Source organism: Photobacterium sp. AWH4_225 (assembly GCF_056158405.1).
The window spans coordinates 1,050,231-1,072,142 of the sequence record NZ_JBSWTF010000004.1 but is presented as its reverse complement, the minus strand read 5'-3'; the positions used below and the strand labels follow the sequence as shown (position 1 = coordinate 1,072,142).

17 protein-coding genes are annotated in these 21,912 nt (G+C 50.2%); 10 read left to right on the top strand and 7 right to left on the bottom strand.

The genetic code is table 11. From position 1 onward, the window contains the following. Positions 1 to 6 precede the first annotated feature (6 nt). Both ACXAD4_RS22110 and ACXAD4_RS22105 read left to right on the top strand, forming a co-directional pair. Positions 7 to 1,311, top strand: coding sequence for an anaerobic C4-dicarboxylate transporter (locus ACXAD4_RS22110; RefSeq protein WP_475244140.1), 1,305 nt, complete (start codon positions 7 to 9; stop codon positions 1,309 to 1,311). 557 nt (positions 1,312 to 1,868) lie between these two features. Beyond that, on the top strand, positions 1,869 to 2,240 hold the full coding sequence (locus ACXAD4_RS22105; protein WP_475244139.1) for a carboxymuconolactone decarboxylase family protein: 372 nt from the start codon (positions 1,869 to 1,871) through the stop codon (positions 2,238 to 2,240). 76 nt (positions 2,241 to 2,316) lie between these two features. Here the strand turns inward: ACXAD4_RS22105 and ACXAD4_RS22100 are convergent, their stop codons facing one another. Further along, positions 2,317 to 3,390, bottom strand: a complete 1,074-nt coding sequence (locus tag ACXAD4_RS22100; protein ID WP_475244138.1) for an alcohol dehydrogenase family protein — start codon at positions 3,388 to 3,390, stop codon at positions 2,317 to 2,319. Between the two features lie 261 nt (positions 3,391 to 3,651). Between ACXAD4_RS22100 and ACXAD4_RS22095 the strand changes: the two genes are divergently transcribed. Beyond that, positions 3,652 to 4,812 carry a Na+/H+ antiporter NhaA gene (locus ACXAD4_RS22095; protein ID WP_475244137.1) on the top strand — a complete coding sequence of 387 codons (1,161 nt, stop codon included), beginning with the start codon at positions 3,652 to 3,654 and terminating at the stop codon, positions 4,810 to 4,812. 122 nt (positions 4,813 to 4,934) lie between these two features. Here ACXAD4_RS22095 and ACXAD4_RS22090 read toward each other — a convergent pair whose 3' ends face one another. Then, a complete protein-coding gene (locus tag ACXAD4_RS22090; protein ID WP_475244136.1) occupies positions 4,935 to 6,377 on the bottom strand; it encodes an amidohydrolase in 1,443 nt (480 codons plus the stop codon). Between the two features lie 177 nt (positions 6,378 to 6,554). Between ACXAD4_RS22090 and ACXAD4_RS22085 the strand changes: the two genes are divergently transcribed. Then, entirely contained in the window at positions 6,555 to 6,935 is a 381-nt protein-coding gene (locus ACXAD4_RS22085; protein ID WP_475244135.1) for a thiol-disulfide oxidoreductase DCC family protein, read from the top strand. A gap of 37 nt (positions 6,936 to 6,972) precedes the next feature. On the opposite strand, the gene ACXAD4_RS22080 is transcribed toward ACXAD4_RS22085, so the two are convergent. The 4 genes from ACXAD4_RS22080 to ACXAD4_RS22065 form a co-directional block, all read right to left on the bottom strand. Then, entirely contained in the window at positions 6,973 to 7,572 is a 600-nt protein-coding gene (locus ACXAD4_RS22080) for a hypothetical protein (protein ID WP_475244134.1), read from the bottom strand. A 99-nt stretch (positions 7,573 to 7,671) separates the two neighbouring features. Next, entirely contained in the window at positions 7,672 to 9,924 is a 2,253-nt protein-coding gene (locus tag ACXAD4_RS22075; protein ID WP_475244132.1) for a heparinase II/III domain-containing protein, read from the bottom strand. Between the two features lies 1 nt (position 9,925). Then, positions 9,926 to 10,477: an acyltransferase gene (locus ACXAD4_RS22070; protein ID WP_475244131.1), complete on the bottom strand. Its 552-nt coding sequence runs from the start codon at positions 10,475 to 10,477 to the stop codon at positions 9,926 to 9,928. A gap of 105 nt (positions 10,478 to 10,582) precedes the next feature. Beyond that, a complete protein-coding gene (locus ACXAD4_RS22065; protein ID WP_475244129.1) occupies positions 10,583 to 12,364 on the bottom strand; it encodes a sodium:solute symporter family transporter in 1,782 nt (593 codons plus the stop codon). 191 nt (positions 12,365 to 12,555) lie between these two features. On the opposite strand from ACXAD4_RS22065, the gene ACXAD4_RS22060 reads away from it, so the two are divergent. Next, positions 12,556 to 13,479 carry a LysR family transcriptional regulator gene (locus tag ACXAD4_RS22060; RefSeq protein ID WP_475244128.1) on the top strand — a complete coding sequence of 308 codons (924 nt, stop codon included), beginning with the start codon at positions 12,556 to 12,558 and terminating at the stop codon, positions 13,477 to 13,479. Positions 13,480 to 13,616: 137 nt separating this feature from the next. Here the strand turns inward: ACXAD4_RS22060 and ACXAD4_RS22055 are convergent, their stop codons facing one another. Continuing rightward, complete coding sequence (locus tag ACXAD4_RS22055; protein ID WP_475244127.1) at positions 13,617 to 15,065, bottom strand: sugar porter family MFS transporter; 1,449 nt, start codon at positions 15,063 to 15,065, stop codon at positions 13,617 to 13,619. A gap of 573 nt (positions 15,066 to 15,638) precedes the next feature. Here ACXAD4_RS22055 and iolE point away from each other — a divergent pair. The 5 genes from iolE (at position 15,639) to ACXAD4_RS22030 (ending at position 21,898) form a co-directional block, all read left to right on the top strand. Continuing rightward, on the top strand, positions 15,639 to 16,532 hold the full coding sequence (gene iolE / locus ACXAD4_RS22050) for a myo-inosose-2 dehydratase (protein WP_475244126.1): 894 nt from the start codon (positions 15,639 to 15,641) through the stop codon (positions 16,530 to 16,532). Between the two features lie 108 nt (positions 16,533 to 16,640). Then, positions 16,641 to 18,512 carry a 3D-(3,5/4)-trihydroxycyclohexane-1,2-dione acylhydrolase (decyclizing) gene (iolD, locus tag ACXAD4_RS22045; RefSeq protein ID WP_475244125.1) on the top strand — a complete coding sequence of 624 codons (1,872 nt, stop codon included), beginning with the start codon at positions 16,641 to 16,643 and terminating at the stop codon, positions 18,510 to 18,512. 129 nt (positions 18,513 to 18,641) lie between these two features. Further along, positions 18,642 to 19,817 (top strand): Gfo/Idh/MocA family protein, encoded by a 1,176-nt coding sequence (locus ACXAD4_RS22040; RefSeq protein WP_475244124.1) that lies wholly within the window; start codon positions 18,642 to 18,644, stop codon positions 19,815 to 19,817. A 12-nt stretch (positions 19,818 to 19,829) separates the two neighbouring features. Continuing rightward, a complete protein-coding gene (gene iolC, locus ACXAD4_RS22035; RefSeq protein ID WP_475244123.1) occupies positions 19,830 to 20,825 on the top strand; it encodes a 5-dehydro-2-deoxygluconokinase in 996 nt (331 codons plus the stop codon). A gap of 203 nt (positions 20,826 to 21,028) precedes the next feature. After that, positions 21,029 to 21,898, top strand: a complete 870-nt coding sequence (locus tag ACXAD4_RS22030; protein ID WP_475244121.1) for a 5-deoxy-glucuronate isomerase — start codon at positions 21,029 to 21,031, stop codon at positions 21,896 to 21,898. The last annotated feature ends 14 nt before the right edge of the window (positions 21,899 to 21,912 follow it).

Here is a 21,912-nt window from a genome sequence, read left to right as displayed (position 1 = left end):
TATCCAATGATTATTATCCATGCGTGTTTGCTACTAGGTGCGATTGTTCTTGCCGCCCGCCTCGGCGGGATCGGGGTAGGTTTAGCAGGGGGACTAGGGATGGCGATTGCTGTCTTTGGCCTTGGCTTGCCGCCGGGAGATATTCCGGTCTCGGTCATCCTGATCATTATGTCGGTGATCCTTGCCTTGTCTGTCATGCAGCAGGCTGGTGGTATGAGCTACATGGTCAATGTCGCCGAACGTATGCTGCGCAACCACCCGCGCCATATTAATATCCTGGCCCCTGCCACCACTTTCATCCTGACTACCTTGGCCGGTACTGGTTATACCGCTATGTCAGTGCTTAACGTTATCCAGCAAGTTGCCAAGGAAAACGGTGTACGCCCAAGCCAGCCGCTGAGCTCGGCGGTAGTGGCTTCCCAGATAGCGATTACAGCTTCTCCTATCTCAGCAGCAACGGCAGCAATGTACGTTGTGGTTGAGCAAATGGGAGTGGGCTTTGGTACGGCGTTGAGTGTGATTATGCCCGCGGCCTTGTTTGGGGTTATCGTCGCGTCTTTCATTGCAAGTCGCCAAGGCTGTGAGCTCAAGGATGATCCGATCTTCCAAGAGCGCGTTGAAAAAGGATTGGTTAACTTTACCCCTGAGCAGCAGAAGCATCAGGAACCTTCTGAAGAGGCAAAACGCTCGGTGTGGTTGTTCTTAGCTGGCGTAGTGTTCATTGTCACCCTGCTTCTGTTCAAGCCATTGCTAGGCCACGATTTAGGCTCGCGCGATATCATTGTTATTGTGATGCTGCTGGTGAGCTTTGTGACGGCAATGGTGTGTAAGGTACCGCTAACCTCTATCAAGAAGGCCCCTATCTTTGCCGATGGTGCTGAAAGCCTTGTGGTTATCTTGGGTATTGTATGGCTTAGTGCAACGATTATCGGCGTGCATATCCCATCGATTGAAGCGGTTGCTGGTGGCGTGCTTGAGCAATATCCAGCCCTGTTGGCTGTGGTCTTCTTCGGGACTTCAGCGCTGCTGTTTAGCCAAGGGGCGACCAGTGCGCTGCTTATCCCAATCGCGGCATCGCTCAATGTGGATCCTGCCACTATTTTGGCAAGCTTTGTCGCAGTGAGTGCGCTGTACATGACTAATATCTACCCAACAACAGCATTTGCGATTGCCACCGATGATACAGGTTCCTTCTTGAGCCGCCGCTGGAATGGTTGCTACATCGTCAATCACCCGTTCTTCTTACCGGGTATGTTGGGCATCGCAGCAGCGGTACCATTTGGTTTTGTGCTGGCGAATATCTTTGTCTAATGAAGTAGGTTTTGACAACAAACCCTAAGTAAAAAGCCCCAGCAATATTATAGCAGGGGCTTTTCTGTATTCATTGACCTGTCTGTCTCGTCCTAAAATAGGTTGATGGATATCGACCATCAAGATTTAGTCAGGTGCAACCAGATTCTATAGGTTCTCGTTGCCAAAGTTGTAGTGGATGAAGCAAGCGGCTCCAGAGATAAGAGTTGCGAGTGAAAAAATAACAAATCCCATACGTTTCTCCCTTCAGGCTCATAAGTCTAAATAACTTCAAAACATGACTTATCAGTACCACGGGTGATGAAGTGGAAACATCATTTTTAATAGATTATTCATCAATGATTCGCCCTTGCTCACAGATCACGATATTTTACACTAATTTTAATAGCTAAATCTGGCGTTTAGTGGCGGTTTATTTCAATTAATAGAGAGGCGATGAATAATAATCGTGGTTTTTGCATGCGAAATACTGCAATTGAGTTGCCCGTCTCTCTCAAGTAAGCTCCTTCGCCTTATCAATATTATTAAAAAACAAACAGCTACGTGGTGAAGAGAAAATGAGTGATCGATATGCAAAGGGGAAGGACAAGCTCAATGAGCTTGATCCCAATGCGCTAGAAGCAATGACTGAACAGTTCGCGGATATCTGCCCGGATCTCGCCAGATATACCATCGAATACCCGTTTGGTGATGTGCTCCAGCGGGAAGGGCTAGATTTCAAAACACGGGAGTTAGCGACCATTGCTGCGTTGACCGCGATGGGCAATTGCCAGCCTCAGCTAAAAGGGCATATCAAAGGCGCGCTCAATATTGGCTGCACACAGAAAGAGATCACCGAAATCATCTTGCAGATGTCGGTCTACGCCGGTTTTCCTGCCGCTATCGATGGTATGAATATCGCCAAGGAAGTGTTTGAAGAACAGTCGTAAATGTTCAAACTGAAGATATTGAACAATTAAAAAAGAAGGCCGGTTTATGATGTAACTGGCCTTTATTTTGTTTGAGTTAATCTTGCGCAGGGATCAACACAAAATTACCGACATGTTTCTTCTCGAGAAACGCTTGCTGGGCGGTGGCAATCTCTTCGAGTGGGAAGGTCTTGGCCAGAAGCGGTTGGATTTCGCCTCTTTCGATGTAACCGACTAGGTTCGGGAATACCGGGGCATCCCAGGCAGTCGTGCCGATAAGGGTGATGTCCTTGAGGTACATATCCCGCATATCCAAGTCGACCACAGGACCTGCAATTGCGCCGGATGACACCAGGCGACCACCACGCTTGAGCAGCTTGAGCATAGTCGGGAATTGCTTGCCAGCGACATTGTCGACCACCAAGTCGATACTGTTTTCGCCCAGCAGACCGATCAGATCATCATTGCGGTCTAGCAGTTTATTGACGCCTAGCCCCTTAAGTTGCGGGTGCTTGTCGCGGCTGGCAATGGCAATGACTTTCGCACCACGTCGTTTAGCGAGCTGAACAGCTGCAGAGCCTACCCCGCCTGATGCACCGGCGATAAGCACGGTTTCACCTGCCGACAATTTCGCGCGGTGGAGCATGTTCTCTGCCGTGCCGTAGGCGCAGGGAATAGTCGCCAGCTCGGCATCACTCCACTCGCAATCAATAGCGAAGGCGTGCTCCGCTTTTACTTTGATATATTGGGCAAAAGCGCCGTCGAAGTCCGACCCTAGCCAGACATTGTCAAAGCCTTCTCCCCTCTGGCAAGGGCGAAGAATCACGCGTTTGCCGATCATATCCTGGCTGTTATTAGACGCTGTCACCACGGTGCCACAGCAGTCGGTGCCCTGGATCAGCGGGAAGGGCGTGGATTCATTCCAGCCGCCATCGCTTTTTTGCTCTTGGCTGGAAGAGGCGTCATCTGACGTTTCGTTGGTTGAATCGGTAACTGAAGATGAATACCAGCCCAAGCGGGTATTGATTTCAGTGTTGTTCATGCCAGCGGCATGGACTTTTACCAGTACCTCGTCGTGGTCTGGAGTAGGTAGCGGCACATCTTTATAAACCAGCTGCTCGTAGCCGCCTTGTCCAACAGTAACAACGGCTTTCATCCATTTAGGTTCCATGTGCTTGTGCTCCTAGCGATAACTCTCAATTTTCTGCCGAATAATCTATCTGAGTTGAATAATTTGTACATATATTTTTTTTTATATGCGAATAGGGAGTAGGGTCAGTTTTTTGCTCTATCACACTAATAAATAAATGTTTTCTCAGCATGATTGGTAAAATCTGATCGATGACGCTGTTTCACCGTTCGGGTTGGGCTAAGTTGGATAGGTAAGATCTGTTTCTTCGCCTTGTGGGTTTAGCCTTAAGGAGGGCGGGCTATGGTTCAATCTTTGGGCGTAAAATTACCTTTTGCCATTTCTAAGGAGCGGTTTGGCGGCCTGCTCTTGATCACATGCTGCCTACTGGCCTTTGCTTGGGCAACGCTTCACTTACCGTCTTATACGGCATTTAAACATTTCCCCCTTACAGAGAGTGTTTCATGGCAGCTTTTTGTCAATGACGCTCTGATGGTGCTCTTCTTCTTAATGGTTGGCCTTGAGTTAAGTAACGAGGCAAAGAGTGGGGCATTCAGGACACTTAGAGCTATATTGCTGCCATTTGCCTCTGCATGCATGGGTTTTCTTTGCCCTGCGGTGATTTACCTGTTCTTAGTCGGTGGTGTTGCCTCACCGCTCGCTAATGGCTGGGCTATCGTCACCGCAACTGACATAGCACTGGCTCTGGGGCTGCTGTCATTGTGCAGCCGAGTACCTGTCAGCCTCAAAATGTTCTTGCTTGCTGTAGCTATCTTTGACGATGTGCTGGCGATTATCACGATTGCTTTGTTTTATACCGCCACCGTAGAAATGGCTTATGTAGGGTTGTCTTTGTTGATGACCACTTTGATATTCGTGTTGTCCTACCGTCAGGTCAAAAGTGCACTCTTATATGTGGTGCTTGGTGCTGGCTTGTGGTTTGCACTACTGCAAGCTGGTATCCACCCGGTGCTTGCGGGCGTGGTTATTGGGATAGCCCTTAGCCAGAGTGGGTGTGCAATTGACCACAAGACAGAGTCTATCTTGCAGTGGGCCGTCACCTTGCTGGTGCTGCCTTTATTTGCTATTTCAAACGCCGGGGTATCACTGTCTGATGCGTTTAGTTCTTCCGGATTTATCGAGCCCATTGCGGCTTATGTGGCAATTGCGATGCTGGTCGGCAAGCCTTTGGGGGTATTTGGCACGGTGTGGCTGGGGGTTAAATTCAAGCTATTTGAACTGCCGGAAGCGACGAATATGCTGATGGTTTTTGCTATGTCGGTTTTTTGTAGTATTGGCTTAACGCTGTCACTGTTTATTGGTGAGTTGTCAGGTTTGGAAAGCGGCCATTATAAACTGGGTATTGTGTTGGCGGCCTTGGTAGCAAGCCTGTTAGGCTTGGTGATAATGTCCTTGGCAACTAGGCAGAGCAAGGGTGTTATTAATACAGGGACAGAGAACTAAACCTTTCTTGTGAAATTGAATGTTAATAAGCAGGGAAAGCATGCCTCACCCTGCTTGATGTTGTTTTTGTATGAAGTTGTTTTTTTTATGAAGCTGCTTTGTAAGAATTCGTGCAGCAATTATTACTGCATCAAACTCTTAGATTTGATTGCCTTTTTCGACAGCTCTTTGGCGAACTCGGTAATATCGGCTTCAATGGTCCGTACTGCCTGCTGCATCTCATCCATATCAATGTTTTTGATCTCCCGTTGCTCCATCACGATATCGCCATTGACGATCGTTGTGCTGACATTGCTAGGGTTGGCCTGGTATACCAAAGTCGCGTACGGGTTGTAATTGGGCATCATGTTCGGCGATTGGGTTTCGACAATGATGATATCGGCCTTTTTGCCCACTTCTAGCGAGCCGATCTGATCTTCCATGTGAAGAGCCCTTGCCCCACCGATGGTGGATAGCTCAATCACTTGTTCTGGAATCATAATGGTGCGGTCGTTATGCTTGAGGCGCTGCATATTGGCGGTGTAGCTCAAAGTACGCCATAGGTCGACTTGGTTTGAGCTCATTGGCCCGTCGGTGCCTAGCCCCAAACGCAGTCCTTGACGGTACATTTCCCATGCTGGGGCAATACCGGTCGCTCCTTTGGCGTTGGCCATCGGGTTGTGCGCCACGCTGGCATCTGCTTCTTTGATCAGATCTATGTCATTCTGGTCAAGGTGGATACCGTGGGCTAGTACCATGCGGTTATCAAGTACGCCTATTTCCTTCAGCCAGGCCACTGGGCTAAGCTTCTGGTCATTGCCTTCGATACGCTCGGCTTCATTGCCAAACTCAGCAACGTGGATCAGCACAGGTGCGTCCAGCTTGGCTGACAGGCGGTTGATTTCCTGCAGTTTCTCTTTCGATACGGTATATACCGCGTGCGGCGCGAATGCTGGGGTGATCAGAGGATCGTTCTGGTACTGCTCGATAAACTGGGTGGCATACTCAATACCACCGTATGGTTCCGGCGCATCAACCACCGGGAATTTAATCACAGTTTCACCGAGTACCGCACGCAGGCCGACTTCCTTGGTGGCTCGGGCCATATCATCAACGTGGTAGTACATGTCGGCATAGGTGGTGACACCGCTTTGGGCTAAATCAACAGCACCTAGTTTCGTTGCCTGGTAAATCAAATCACGGCTGAGTTTTTCTTTTTCCAGCGGGAAGAAGTAGGCAAACAGACGGTTCTCAATTCCTTCTTCACCTAAGCCGCGGAACGCGATCATCGGCAGATGGTTATGAGTATTAATCATGCCCGGCATAACAATGCCATCTTCGGCATCAATGACTTTGGGGGCCTGATAGAGGTTAAGCAGGCTTTCATCACCTACTGCCACAATGGTGTCGTTTTCGATGACGATCACACCATTTTCTATTACATCTTTTTCATCGTTGATGGTGAGCACCTGGCCATTGGTAATGATCAGGCTGGCATTGTATTGAGATTCGGCTTGAGGTTGGAAAGTGGTAGAACAACCTGCAAGTAGCAAAGCGGTTGTGATGATGGAAATTTTAGTTTTCATTGTGCTCAGCGGACTATTAAGAGAAGGCGCATGCATTGTAGGTATCATTATTCCGCTTGGCAATCGTTTGCTTGGCGGTGTTCGCATCGACTTCACGGAAAAGGTACTGGGGTACTCTGTCGTTAATCCTTTTCGCTCTGGGCTGCGTAGATTGTGTATTGAAATGGAGAAGAGTTGATGCTGATTATTTTTTACGATGGTGCTTGCCCGTTGTGCGCGCAAGAGATGGATGCCCTTAAACGCTATGACTCGAACAACGCTATTCAGCTTGAAGATATCCATCAGGACGATTTTGCTGAGCGCTTTCCTGGTGTTGATCCTGACACGGCGATGAAGATCCTCCATGGGGATCTGGACGGCAAGCCATTGTTTGGGCTGGATGTGACGTATTACGCTTGGAGCCTGGTCGGTAAAGCATGGCGAGTCGCGTTTCTGCGCTGGTGGTGGGTCAAACCTTTTGCCGACAGGGCTTATCTGTTCTTTGCCAAACACCGGCAGAAAATTTCTAGGCTGTTTGTCCGTCGCTCCCGTTGTGATAACAACTCTTGTTATAAATGACCGTTTTAAAAAAGGAAAACCTCCCTTTGCCTCCTTGCTAGTACGCGCCGAAGTCGAATTCAGCGCCATCCAAGCTCAGGCACTTTGGGTTGTAGGTCATGGTATCCAGTGCCTGCCTGGGAATGATCGCCATCGTGCCGTCGGTGTAGGTTATCTCTACCGAATCGATGGTGGCGCAGGCGATACTTGTCGAGCTAGAAACCCCTTGTGTCCAGATGTGGTTCCACAATGGATGTGTCCCCCCTCCCGGTTTCAACGTTTGGTTGAAGTGAAGGGGTTTCAAACCGCTATTCTTGCCACCTTGAGTACCACCTCGTTCCTCACTTGGTGCACTATCTTGTTTGCGGCCTTCGACTAACGCCCCTTGCTGGTCATAGGCGCTGACATGGAAAGTCATCGACTGGATCTCCCTCGGCGAACTGTTGCGCAGGTAAACCCGAAAACCGGTTTCCCCCTGTTGGTTCGTCGTTGTGGTGCCGTAGTGGGTAATGGCAATGAGCTTTTGCGGATCGGCCTCGGCGTCCAGTTCAAACTGGTTTCTCATTTCACAGCCGGAAAGGAGCAATACCGCAAGGCTTACGCCAAAGGATTTCCCAAGGTTGTGCAAGGGGAGTTTCGATGAGATAGCAGGCCGCATGAGATTCAGAAAGTAAGAAAACCGGACTGGCAATATAGCAATAACCCCACTTGATGAAAATCAGGCGGGGTTATTGGTTAGTTGGGGGATAATCAACGCTTAGCCAACCGCGATTTTCTCCTCAGCTTGTTGGATATCTACACTGTCGATATTGAAGTCGATGATTAAGGTGTCTTCGCCGGTATAGATTGCCAATGTTTGGTCGCCACCTAATTGGTGGGCGATAGGCTGTTTCTCACAACAAGAGATAACCAGGTGATCTAGTTGCTCTGGCAGCGTCCACTCGAGGTGGTACATGTGCTCGCTGGCATCGGAGATCACCTCTTCATCGTGGGAGGTATCATTGTCATAGCCAAAGGATAGCTTTGGGCTGATTTGGTCATGGCTTGGCAAGCTAACCTGATAATTACAGCCTTGCCCAGCGAGGTTAACGTGCTGGCCATCAGCGAAGACATCAAGTGGGGAATGCAGCCGCCAATGGACTGGTTTTGCCTCGCGCAGCGAAATTTGATCGCAGATCAGCATTCCCTTGCCGTCCACCATGACAAGGGTACGGGTGTAACGACGGGCATCTTCATAGGCAAGTGCCAGCTCGAGCTGAACCAGGCTCCAACCCATGCCTTGTTCTTGGCGCAGTACCTTGGCAGTCGCAGCCTCGTTATCAAGGATTTGGCCTTCACCCATACCCTTACGGCCAAAGAGTGGCAAATTGTGGGCTTGGGTGGTGCGGGTCCACTGGCTGTGGTGACCGCTGCCAAATCGGTAACCGTAGCTACCGCTTGGGGTTAGGATGCTTTCACCATTATCAAATAAGGCAATATTCCCCTGGTCGGCATGGCGGTGAGAGCTGTTGCCAAATTGGCTGGCCCGGTAGTAAAGCGCCAGCTCATTTGCCTGTATTTTGCCTAGCCCGGCAAAGGCATAGTATTGGCTATATTGCGTATTTTCGTTGTCTAAGTCTGCTTTATCTATGCCCTTTACTTGGGACGTATTTTCCTCTGCAAAGGCTAGCTGCTTAACCGTAGGGACGACATCCAGCAAATGCAGGTGGAACACTTCGATTTTCGTTTCTAGTAGCTTGCAGGTTTCACGGGCGTGCTTGTCACCGAAACGCTCGGCGTAGATCCTGAGCGGGTTCTGGGCAAAAAAGCCCGGCCACTCGCGGCCATCGCGCTTGCACCAGAAGCCATCGCCGAACGGGTGGATGTCTTGCTCGGGTGCCACAAAGTCCATCGCAAACTGGCAGTAGTTTTTGTAAAACGGGTGGTCATAGAAAGAGAACCCGCTTAGCCGTTCAACCGAAAGGAAGAAAGGGTGGTGCCACTTGCTGTAAGAGGATGAGTAGAAAGGCCCTTCCGCCCAGCTGCCGTCTTCGCCGCCATAAAATGGCAATACACTCTGGTAGATCATCAGGGCGTAGTTGAGCCAGCGTTCGCACACCTGCTCATCATATTCTTTATGCAGAGCCAGTGCCGCGACACCCAGGTAAGCAGGCAAACGGGAAGTGTGTGAATGGCCCGGGAACTGCTTGAACTGATCTTGCTCTAGGCGCTGCTCCATTTGATAGGCAATACGAACCAGCATTGGCCTGATAAAGTCTTTTTCGCTGTCGGTCAGCAGCGGTGCCAGCCAGTGGTAGGCAAGATACAGGTTGCGAGCCAGGGACAGGCCGACCTCGTCGCCCCAGGTGCAAGGGCGCAATAGTGAAGCCGGGCCTTCCGGACTCCACTCTACCAGTCGTAGCATCAGTTGTACGGCCAACTCGCCGCTTTCTTCCTCGCCCCAGATTTTGTAGAGCAGGGTCAGGGCCATCAAATCGCGGTCAATCCAGTTGCGCACGTTGGCAATGGCGGTGCGCTTGCCTTCTTCCTGGCCGCGGCGGTAATGCGTCGGGTAGCTGATGGCATCAATATCAACTAGCTTCGCCGTGTTTTTGAACTTCTGATAAGACTGTGTTGAAAAATCACGAACGCTCGGGATATCCAGGTCAAAATACATCAAGAACTGTTGGTGTTCGCTGCACAGCTCGAACAGCTCCTTGGCGCTTGGCGGCAGGTATTTCTCAGTTTGGCTGTCAATGGCAAACGTCATCCACTGCGAGGTGTTGTTGTCGGTGTCTTGTACCCGCCAGCGGTATTGTCCTGAAGAAAGTAGAAATGGCAGGCGAAATGGCGAGCTGACATTCTCCCAGCGCCATTGCAGTTGCTTTTCGACATGCTCCAGTTCGATGCTGTAGGTGGCTTGGTAGTCTGACTGTGGCCAGTTGAAACTTGGCGGGTTAACCCGGGCAGGCTTGTTTTGTTCCGGGGTCACAAATTTTTGAAAGTCATGGGTTCGGCGTAGAGACAACATATTACACCTCCTTGTTGTACCAAATATAATCGCCGCTTTGCGGATTGATTTCCCCGATCTGCTTGGCAGGGGATCCAGCCACAATCGCATGGGGAGCGACATCACGGGTAACGACCGCGTTGGCGCACACCAAGGCCGATTTGCCAACGGTGACCCCAGGGGTGATCACGACTCCTGATGTCAGCCAAACACCGTCTTCAATGACGACTTTGCCTTTTTCAAGGCAGGTACGAGCGCTGAAGTGGCCCGTTGTCGGATCAAAAAGGTGGTTGGATGCCACGATAGAAACGTGTGGGCCAATCAACACATTCTCACCGATGGAGACGTCGCCGTTGATGTAGCTATACAGGCCGACATAACTGTTTTTGGCAATTTGGTTGTCGCCGATGCGGACGATAGCGCCCGGGGCAATACGCACCCCTTCGTTTTGGAAGCCGAGGATCTGGGCGCGGGTATTGTCATCCTCGAAGTTGTTGCTTTGGGTAGTGTAGAGCGTGAATTTTTTGAATTCTTCTTCGCTGAGCTCGCCCCCAAAACGTTTTTGTACTGACATGGTTGTCTCCCGAAAAGAGATAGGAGCATGGCGCACCTATCTCTGGTAGTTCAAAATAATTGGTTGTTCAAAGTACTGGTTTTCTAAAAGAGTTTGGTAAATCGCTTAGTTGGTTGCCAACTCAGAATTGGTCGCTCCGGCCAGCTTGCGCTTGGAGCGCAGCAGCAGGAAGCCAATAAAGCCGACAATCGAGGCAACCACAATAAACAGTGCACGGCCCCACAATGGGTTTGGCACAAGGGCCAGTGAAGCCAAGAATACCGATGCTGTCAGCAGCATCTTGCCCAGCATGTCGTGCTGTTTGTTATCCATGCGGATGCTCGCTTCCGTATCTTCAACCACCACTTCAGTGTCGATGTTGTTGAAGAACTTGTTGATTTCCGCTGCACGCTCTGGCGATGGCTCTTTGTAGAAGAAGCGCGATAGGACAAAGAACGGCAGGGTAATAGACATATGGCCAATAACCCCCAGGGTGACAGACTTCATCTCAGCAAATTCACGGGCACTGATTGGTGCATCTAGGCCCAGGACAGCTTCAATGGTTTGCGGGGTGATACCGAAGGCGATGATGGCTGATACGCCCATACCGACAAGGATTGTGCCCCATCCAGCCCAGTCAGGTGTTTTACGGATGAAGAAACACATGATGGAAGGAATCAGTACCGGGAAGCCAACCAGCGTACCGACCAGCATCATCAGGTCAAACAGGCCGAATTCTTTTAGCGAGGTGAGGAACAGACCTGTTACGATGATCACCACACCGAATACCGCAGTGAGGACTTTACTAGCCATCATCAGGTGTTTTTCAGAGAAGTCTTTACAGAAGTAAGGTTCGTAAACACTTTTCAGGATGATACCAGCGTTACGGTTCAGGGCTGAGTCCATTGAAGACATAGTGGCCGCAAACATTGCCGCTAGCATTAGGCCAACCATACCGACAGGCATTTCACGGCTAACGAAGATGTAGTAGGTCGCATCGGCTACTTTGTCGCCCAGTCCTTCCAAGCCCCAAGTTGCTACGTCTGGGTAGTTACCGGCAACAAACCAGGCTGGCAAGAACCAGATCATTGGGCCGAGGATCATCAGCGAACAAGCTAGAAGCGCAGCCTTACGGGCGTTCTTGGTATCTTTCGAGGCAATGAAGCGGTAAGAGTCAACCATGTTGTTGGTACTGAAGAACTGCTTGATGAAGATACAGATAAACCAGCCAACAAATAGGTGGGTGTAGCTGTAGCCGTCACCGATAAGCTGCTGGGCTGGCAGGCCAACTTCCATTAGGTTACCCACACCGCCAGATTTCCAAATTGCAACCATGGCTGCCACGAAGGTCATCACGGTAATGATGATCATCTGCATGAAATCTGATGCGATAACCGCCCAGCTACCACCGACCAGTGACATGAACAGCACGACCAGGCCGGCACCGATAATGGTTTGCTCAAGCGGTACACCGACAACGGCACTGGTGAATACCGCCAAGCCGTTTAGCCAGATAGCAGCCTGAAGCACGCTGAGTGGCACGTTGGCCCAGGTGAAGACTTGCTCGTTTACTTTACCCAGACGCAGTCTGACACCTTGGAGTGGGCTTATCACACGCATCTGGCGCGCTTTGGCGGCAAAGAAGAGGTAGTTGCAGAAATAGCCGAGGGCATTGGCAATAAAGACCACGCCCACTGACATGCCGCTAGTTAGCGCTTTACCCATTAGGCCGGTAAAGGTCATGGCGCTCAGTGCCATCATGAACGCACTGGAGCCCACCATCCACCATAGCATCCGGCCGCCCCCGCGGAAGTATTCACTAGTATTGGCGGCAGCGGAGCGGAAGACCCAGCCGAGGCTCATCAAAAAGACGAAGTAAACGAGTACGACAAGAATATCGATATCCATATTTGTAGGTTCCTATTGTGATAGGGCAAAGGTGTTATAAGGCAACGTTGAGATGTCTCATCCCTTTTGTAGTTGTTTTGTGCAAGTAACCATGCGGGTAAAAAGCATGAGACCTGATACACGTTTCACTATAGAGATCCTTACTAATCCGTGGAAATGATATTAATGTATAACAATAATACAAATGGCGAATGGGCAGTTGGATGGACATAAAAACACTCAGAACTTTCATAACCGTGGCAAAATTAAAGAACTTTTCAGCTGCAGCGAGGGAGCTGCATACGGTGCAGCCAACGGTGTCGCGCCATGTGTCCGAGCTGGAAAATGAACTGGGTGTGAAGCTGTTCCAACGAACAACCCATCAGGTTGAACTCACGCAGGCAGGAGAAGTCCTGCTGCCTGAGGCGCTGAATATCATTGCCAATGACCAACGGGTAAAATCGCTGGTGGGGCAAACCACCGAGCAAGGGGAGTGCCAAATCAATATTGGGTATTTGGCGACGGCCTGCTCGTTCTTCTTGCCGACGCTGCTGAGCAATTTCATGGCTACCAACCTCAACACCCAGGCCAACCTTTTCGAAATGGCGGCTGACGAGCAGTACCAGGCATTAACCGAGAACAAGATTGATATCGCCTTTTCCCGCCGCCAGCCAAAGCTGGATGGTAATCAGTTTATGGTCGAGAAAATCTACTCCGACCGGCTAATGGCGATTTTGCCGCTGAACCACCCGCTGGCCGAGCGCAAGGCGCTGGCCCTTAGCGAGCTTCGTAATGAGCGATTTATCTTGTTCAAGCCTAATGAGTGGACAGAGATGTATGAGCATATCTTACTGCTTTGTCAGGAAAATGGCTTCTCGCCCAATATCACCTGCCACCCGGATAACATGCGCCACCTGGTGACGTCTGTCTCTTCGGGGCTGGGGATCTCCATTGCTCCCAAGTGCATCAAATTCATAGCCCAAGATAACTGTGTCTGTGTGCCAATTGATGAAGTGAACTTGGTCTTACCGCTTTACATGTATTACAAACGCGAAGGCCTTGCGCCGCAGCTGTCAGAGCTGGTCAAAGCGTGCCTCAACAGAGCGCCAGATATCCAGTTGATGCTGCAAAGCTGAATACTTGCAAAGATAAATCCTTGCAAAAAGCTGACCCAGCAAGCGGAAGCTCCCCGCAATAAAAAACAGGCTTACCTTTCGGTAAGCCTGTTTGTCATCCAAATGTGGAGCAATTGGAATTCGATAGAGTGAATGGATTAAGCGCTAGCCTCAGCTTCAGTAGCAGCTGCCGGTACTTTCTTGCCAAGTTTCTTCGCCATAGCTTCTTCCATTTTCTCCAAGCTGACGCCTTTGGTTTCTGGTACATATTTCACGACCACAAACATACAGATTAGCGACAGGGCAGCGAACAACCAGAAGCTGAATGCGCCGTTGAAGTTCTCTTTCAGGAAGGCATTTTCGTTCAGCATTGGGAACGACTGGGTCACTAGGAAGCCGGTGAACCACTGCGCACCTACCGCGATAGCCATCGCACGGGAGCGGATGCTGTTCGGGAAGATTTCAGAAATCATAGTCCAACATGCACAGCCCCAAGAGGTTGCGTACGATACAACGTATAGACACAGAGCGAATAGGGCAGCGTAGCCTTCAGTGCCGGTGTAGAGGACGAAACCAACTACTGTCATACCAACGGCACAGCCGAACGTACCGTATTTCATCAGTGGTAGACGGCCAACTTTATCAATCAGGTACATACCCAGCGCATTACCCAGGATGAACACGATGCCGACGAATGTGGTCTGGAACAGCGCATTCTCTGTGCTGCCTGTGATTGGGCGTAGGATTTCCGGTGTGTAGTACATGATGACGTTGATACCGGTCAGCTGCTGGGCTGCGGCAACGAAGGTACCGATCACCAAGATAGCGAACAGAAGCGGTGAGCGCAGGCTAACTTGTTTTTTGCCTGGTTGATTGGAGTCAGCCAGTGAATCCTGAATTTCGCCGATCAGCTGGTCAGCATGTTTCGGGTTAGAGATGCGCGATAGGGTATCTTTGGCTTCAGAAAGTTTGCCTTTTAGTACCAACCAACGTGGTGATTCAGGGATAAGGAACAATAGACCGGCAAACAGCGCAGCAGGAATAATTTCAGAACCCAGCATCCAACGCCAGCCCATATCAACCAGCCATGCTTCACTCATGCCTTTTGCAATCAGATAGTTAACGTAGAAAACACCGGTTTGACCGACAACGGCAGATTGCTGGAACATACTCACGGCACGGCCACGGAAGTCTTTCGGTGCTACTTCCGACATGTACATTGGTGAAACCACACAGGCCAAGCCCACGGCTACACCACCGACGATGCGCAGCATAACGTAGAAAGTAAAAGTGGTTGCCAGCGCAGAACCGATGGCGGAGATCATGAAGAGGATGGCGGCAATGAAGAGGGTTTTACGACGTCCGTATTTTAGTGCGGACCAACCGGCGCTGACGGCACCGATAATACTACCTAGAACAACACTTGATACAGCCCAACCGGTTTGTGCTGGGGTTAAGCCAAAGTGCTCTCTGATAGGACCAATAGCGCCTGAAATAACAGCGGTATCGTAACCTAATAAAATTCCCCCTAGGGCTGCGATACAACAAATTCGAATAATGTAAGCAAAATTATGTTTTCGGGCTTCTGCCGCGGTTGTGGGTGACATGTGTTGCTCCTTGATTTATTCCCCTTCTCTCACTCAACCATCGAATAAGCATGAGCTGGGTAGCGGTCCGATACGCTCATTACTGTAGGGCATAGGTATCGGCTGTTTAATTCACCCTTTTATCTGTAGTAGTTATATGTTGCTTTGAAAATATTTTTTCATAAGGTGATGGTTTTATCATATGGAGTTGATCTTGATTCGACCATACCCAAAGTGGGTTTTTATTCGTAAATGATATCTTGATCAAATTAAGAAAAATATTTTTCAAAATTAATATTCTATATAAATTATTGTTTTTATTACCTTTTGCTTGTTTGTGATCTTGCTCAAAAAATCATCTCAGGCCGCGTGGCGACTGGGCTTTTTCCGATTTTTCCAAAAAAATGAAATCCTTTTCAGTGTTCGAAAAATATTTTTCATTTTGATTTTTTTGGTTATAGTAATTTCCAAGTTAAGCGAACTGGTGAAGAGAGCGAAGTTCTTTACCTTATGTGAGAAAGACATAACCCGAAGAACAATAAAGTTATCTCATCACGTTAAATTTTTTTATTAAGTTATTGTTGGAGAACAAACATGAGCAATGTGCAATACGGAATCAGCCCACTAACTTGGACTAACGATGATATGCCTGAACTGGGCGGCGAGATCCCATTGGAAACATGTTTGAGTGAAATGGCTGAAGCGGGCTTCACTGGTACTGAGCTAGGTACTAAATACCCACGTGAGCCAGAAGTTCTTATCCCTCTTCTAGAAAAGCACGGCCTAGTTCTGGCTTCAGGCTGGTACAGCGGTAACTTGATGACGCTAACCGCTGAAGAAGAAATCGCAGCGATGCAAGAGCACATCAAACTGCTTAAAGCGGCTGGCTGTAAAGCAATGGTATTTGGTGAAGTGAGCAACACGGTTCACGGCGATATCAACACGCCACTTTCTAAGCGCGTTATCCTGACTATGGATGAGTGGAAAGCGTACTGTGAAAAGCTAACAACAGTTGCTGAGTACCTACTTAACGAGCACGACATCAAGCTGTCTTTCCACCACCACGTTGGCACCATCTGTGAAACAGAAGATGACATCAACATCATGATGGAGCTGACTGGCGATGCTGTTCACCTAACACTGGATACAGGCCACATCACATACGGTGGCGGTAATCCTGTCACTATGATCAAGCGCTGGGGCCACCGCATCGGCCACATGCACTTTAAAGACCTACGTCTAGAAGTGATGAACGCCGCTCGCGATGCAGACAAATCATTCCTTAACGCAGTACTTGATGGTGTTTTCACCGTTCCTGGTACTGGCGACGTTGACTACGACGACGTTTTCGCTGCACTGAAAGAGCGCGACTACAAAGGCTGGCTACTGGTTGAAGCAGAGCAAGACCCTGCTAAAGCACACCCACTGACGTTCGCTAAAACAGCTTACGAGAACATCACTGGCTACGCGAACAAGTACGGCCTGTAACAAAGAACCCCTGGGGGTGATAGCCCCCTAAAGTATCCCCGGCAACGCCATTTGGGAGGTGGGCCGGGGTAGGGATACCCCATCGGGTACTGATTATCGAGGAAGACAATGAATACTGTACGCCTGACTGTTGCTGAAGCGCTTGCTAAGTACCTTGCAGCACAAATGATTGAAATTGATGGAAAGAAAGAACAACTTTTCGGTACGGCCTTTGCGATTTTCGGTCACGGTAACGTGACGTGTTTTGGCCAGCAGCTAAAGAATATTGAAGATAAGATCCCAACCTGGCGCGGTCAGAACGAACAGTCGATGGCAACAGCGGCCATTGCATATGCTAAGGCTAACCAACGTCGCCGTATCGGTATTGCAACTAGCTCTATCGGCCCGGGCGCAACCAACATGGTTACCGCTGCCGGTATCGCGCACACTAACCGTCTGCCTCTTCTACTTATTGCTGGTGACGCGTATGTTAGCCGTCTACCTGATCCAGTTTTGCAGCAGCCGGAGAACTTCGAAGATCCGTCTGTAACTTCAAACGATGCCTTCAAGCCGCTAACGCGCTACTGGGACCGCGTGCTATCGCCATCTCAGCTAATGCACACACTGCCGCAAGCGCTTGATACCATGCTAGACCCAGCCACTTGTGGCCCAGTATTCCTTGGCCTGCCACAAGATATCCAGGGTGTCGCTTACGATTTCCCTGAAGTGTTCTTCGCCGAGAAAGTACACCGCATCCGCCGTCCAGAGCCTGAAATGGTTGTTCTGGAAGAAGCGAAAGAAATCCTGATGCAAGCGAAGAAGCCGCTGATCATCTCTGGTGGCGGTGTGCACTACTCACTGGCGACTGACGAGCTGGCGGATTTTGCTGGCAAACATAATATCCCTGTAGTCGAGACCATTGCCGGTCGTGCCACTATGCTACAAGACAACCCACTGAACGCAGGCCCAATCGGTGTTACCGGTTCTGATTCTGCTAACCACATGGCTAACGAAGCGGATGTGGTACTGGCTATCGGTACTCGCCTGCAAGACTTCACAACTGGCTCTTGGACTGTGTTCAAGAACCCAGAGATGAAGCTGGTCAGCATCAACGTGGCGAAATTCGATGCCATCAAACACATGTCTTACCCAGTATTGGGCGATGCAAAAACATCGATGACCAAGCTGTCTACGCTACTTGGCGACTGGCGCTCAGGTGACGAGTGGTCGGCAAAAGCCAAAGCAGAAGCGGACGAGTGGAAAGAACTGGTTCACCGCCGTACTCACCCGCAAGAGGGTGATCTGCTACCGGGCATGTCTTCTTACGCGGAAGTGATCGGCAAGCTAAACAAGTCAATGGAAAAAGGCGACACCGTGTTGACTGCTGCGGGCGGCCTGCCAGCTGAGCTGTCAATGAACTGGCAGAACTACCAGATCGGTAAGTTCGATATCGACTTCGGTTACTCATGTATGGGTTATGAGATTGCCGGTGGCTGGGGTGCGAAAATTGCCAACCCAGACAACGACGTTGTGGTACTGGTTGGTGACGGTTCATACCTTATCCAGAACTCTGATATCTACTCATCAGTACTGACTGGCCACAAGATGATTGTGGTGGTGTGTGACAACGGCGGTTTCGCGGTTATCAACAAACTACAGAACAACACTGGTAACGAGTCTTTCAACAACCTGCTTGAAGACTGCCGCCGCCCAGATGGCGAGTTGGCCCGCGTCGATTTCGCCAAGCACGCCGAAGCACAAGGTGCGATTTCCGAGAAGCTGACCTCTGTCGACGAGTTCGATGCAGCATTCGCCCGCGCTAAAGAAGCTGACCGCACTTACGTGATTGTGGTTGATATCGACCCAGTATCACCAGCGGCATGGTCTAAGTGTGACTGCTGGTGGGAAGTAGGTCTGCCTGAAGTGACTCGCAACGAGCACACCGCGAAGAAAGTCGCGGATTGGGAAGAAGGCCGAGCGACCCAGAGACGCGGTGTCTAAGCCCTTAGAGCTTGGTAAATAACGAATTCCGAACATTTAAATTTTAATATTTCCAATAATTTACCCGCAGGTATCACAGCTGGCTACATAAAGCATGAGCTGGTTGTGATACCTGCCAAGGAGTGAACCATGTTTAATGAAGAACGTCATTTTGACCAACCAATCCGCTGGGCAATGGTAGGCGGCGGTCGTGGTAGCCAGATCGGTTACTCGCACCGTAATGCCGCACAGCGCGATGGTCTGTTCAAGTTGGTTGCCGGTGCATTCGACCTAGACCCAGCACGTTGCCGTGATTTCGGTGAAAACCTAGGCCTTGACGGCGACCGTTGCTACGCCAATTACAAAGAGATGTTCGAGCAAGAAGCCCAGCGCGAAGACGGCATCCAAGCCGTATCTATCGCAACGCCAAACTCTACTCACTACGAAATCTGTAAGGCAGCGCTAGAAGCCAACCTTCATGTGGTGTGTGAAAAGCCAATCACTTTCACTACGGAAGAAGCGGAAGAGCTAAAAACAATCGCTGCACAGAACAACCGTGTTATCGGCGTGATGTATGGCTACAGCGGTTTCCCAATGGTACAGCAGGCGCGTGAAATGGTTCAGCGTGGCGACCTAGGTGAAGTTCGCGTGATCAACATGCAGTTCGCCCACGGCTTCCACAACGAAGAGTACGAGCTAAACGATCCAGGCCTGAAGTGGCGTGTAAGCCCAGAGGTTTCTGGCCCAACTTACGTGCTGGGTGATATCGGTACTCACGCCTTCTACCTATGTGAAGTGATGACTGGCCTTGAGGTTGACCGTCTATCTTGTATGCGCCAGAGCTTCATCAAGTCTCGTACGCCGCTAGAAGATAACGCCCACGTGATGATGGAATTCAAAGGCGGTGCAGTTGGTACGCTATGGGCATCAGCGGTTAACTCTGGCTCTATGCACCAACAGAAGATCCGCATCGTGGGCTCTAAAGCGTCTATCGAGTGGTGGGACGAGCAGCCAAACCAACTTCGTTACGAAGTTCAGGGCGAGCCACCACGCATTCTAGAGCGTGGCATGGGCTACCTACACCAGGATGCACCGGGTGTTGCCGCTAACCGTGTTGGCGGTGGCCATGCTGAAGGTTACTTCGAGTCTTGGGCAAACCTATACCACCGCTTTGCACTGGCATTCGACGCGGCAGACCGCGACGACCAGGCAGCGCTTGCGGATATCTGGTTCCCAGGTATCGATGCCGGTATCGAAGGCGTACGCCTATGTGAGAAGTGCGTTGAGTCAGCAGACCAAAACGCAGCTTGGGTTGATTACGAGTAATAGGAACGGACCATGACAAAGATTGCACTTCAGCAAGACCGTAAGCTGGATGCCATCGTGTTGGGACGTGCGGGCGTAGATCTTTACGCCCGTGAATCAAACACGGACATGGCTGATATTTCAGGTTTTGAAAAATTCGTCGGTGGCTCTGCTGCCAATATCGCAGTCGCAGTGAGCAAATTGGGTGGCAAGGTCGGCTTTATCGGCTGTGTTGCGGATGATGCCTTCGGCGGCTATGTGAAGCAGTACATGTCAGGCCAGGGCATCAACCTAGACGGCATGATGACAGACAACTCGGGCTCGCGCACTTCTGTTGCCTTTACCGAGATGAAGCCAAGTGATTGTACGGTTTTGATTTACCGTAACAACGCTTCTGACTTGACCATCAAGCCAGAGCAGGTAGACCCAGAGTACATCGCCAACTCTAAAGTGTTGGTGGTAACCGGAACGGCGCTTTCTGAAAGCCCAAGCCGTGAAGCAACATTGATTGCGATGGAACATGCGCGCCGCAGCAACACACTGGTTGTACTTGACGTTGACTACCGCCCGTATTCTTGGCGCACCGATGTTGACGCGTCTATCTACTACGGCATCGCAGCTGGCTTGTCCGATATCGTTATCGGCAACCGCGAAGAATTCGACATGATGGAAACCGTGCTGGCACCGGGTAACAAGGATGACGATGCAACGGCAGAGCGCTTCCTGCGAGCTAATACCCAGGTTGTGGTGATCAAAGCCGGTGAGTTTGGCTCTAAAGTTTACTGCCGCGACGGCCACAAGTTCCAGCAAGGTATCTTCCGCGTTGAGGTTCAGAAGCCATTTGGCTCGGGCGACTCATTCGCTGGCGGCCTGATTTGGACACTGGTAAATGGCGGTGAATTGGAAGATGGCGTCAAGCATGGTTCAGCGGCAGCAGCGATTAACGTTAGCGGCAACAGCTGTACCGAAGCGATGCCAACCAAAGAGCAGCTATTCGACTTTATTGAGACCAGAGAGCAAAGCCTTTAACTAGCGCGCAGCGTTAAGGAAGGGTCATTTTGGTCCGCCGGGCCAGTATCGCATGGCTTATCAGTCTTCCATCGGTACAACCATCGAGGTCCGGCTTTTTTATTCCCCCAAGCCTATAGCGATAGGCGTTAATTAACAGAATCAGATAATTAAAGGCTGCACTGGCGAATCAAAATAATAAGTCAGGCAGTGAGGAGAGAGCCATGGGTAAGCATATCCCGCCGTTTGATAACAAGAACCAACCTATCATCGACGTTAACGATGAAGTGACACCTCTATGTTACTTCAACCAAGTTCGCCTAGCGCAGGGCGAACAACACCAGCATGTTGTCGAGGGCTATGAATCTGTCATCGTCTTGGCTGGCGGTACCTGTTCAATCACAGTGACCAATGGCGAGAAGACCGAAGTATACGACAACATCGGTAAGCGTAAATCGGTGTGGGATGGTAATCCTGAAGCGGTATATGTCCCGCTTGGCTATAGCGCAACCGTTGATTGTGTTAGCGACACCGCTGATGTGATGATTGCGGGCGGTAAGTTCGAGCAGTCTCTGGAACCTTTCTGCATCCGCGAAGAGAATGTCGATATCGTTCAGTACGGCTCTGATGACACCAAAACCCACCGTAAGATCAAACACGTACTGGGTCAGTCAAACTCTGACAACCGTGGCCGCCTATTGGTGAGCGAGTTGTTCACAGTCGGTGCCGGTGGTTGGTCTGGTTTCCCTCCTCACAAGCATGATGAAGACCGCGTTAAGCCTGACGGCAGCAAAGAAACCTTGTACGAAGAAGTGTACCAGTTCCGTTTCAACCCAGATTTCGGATTCGGTGCCCAGTTCCTGTACGAGCACGAAGACGATTTCGGTCCGGTGTACCACGTGCGCACAGGCTCTGTGATTGCTATCGACAAAGGCTACCACCCAAGCGTGGCGGCACCTGGCTACGAAATGTATTACTTCACCATCATCGTGGGCAAAACAGAAAAGTCGCTGATCCAGCACTTTGACCCGCACCACGAATACCAAGTAGAGACGATCCCTGGCATCAAGGACATGATCGCCAAGTTCAAATAACACGGAGGCTTACT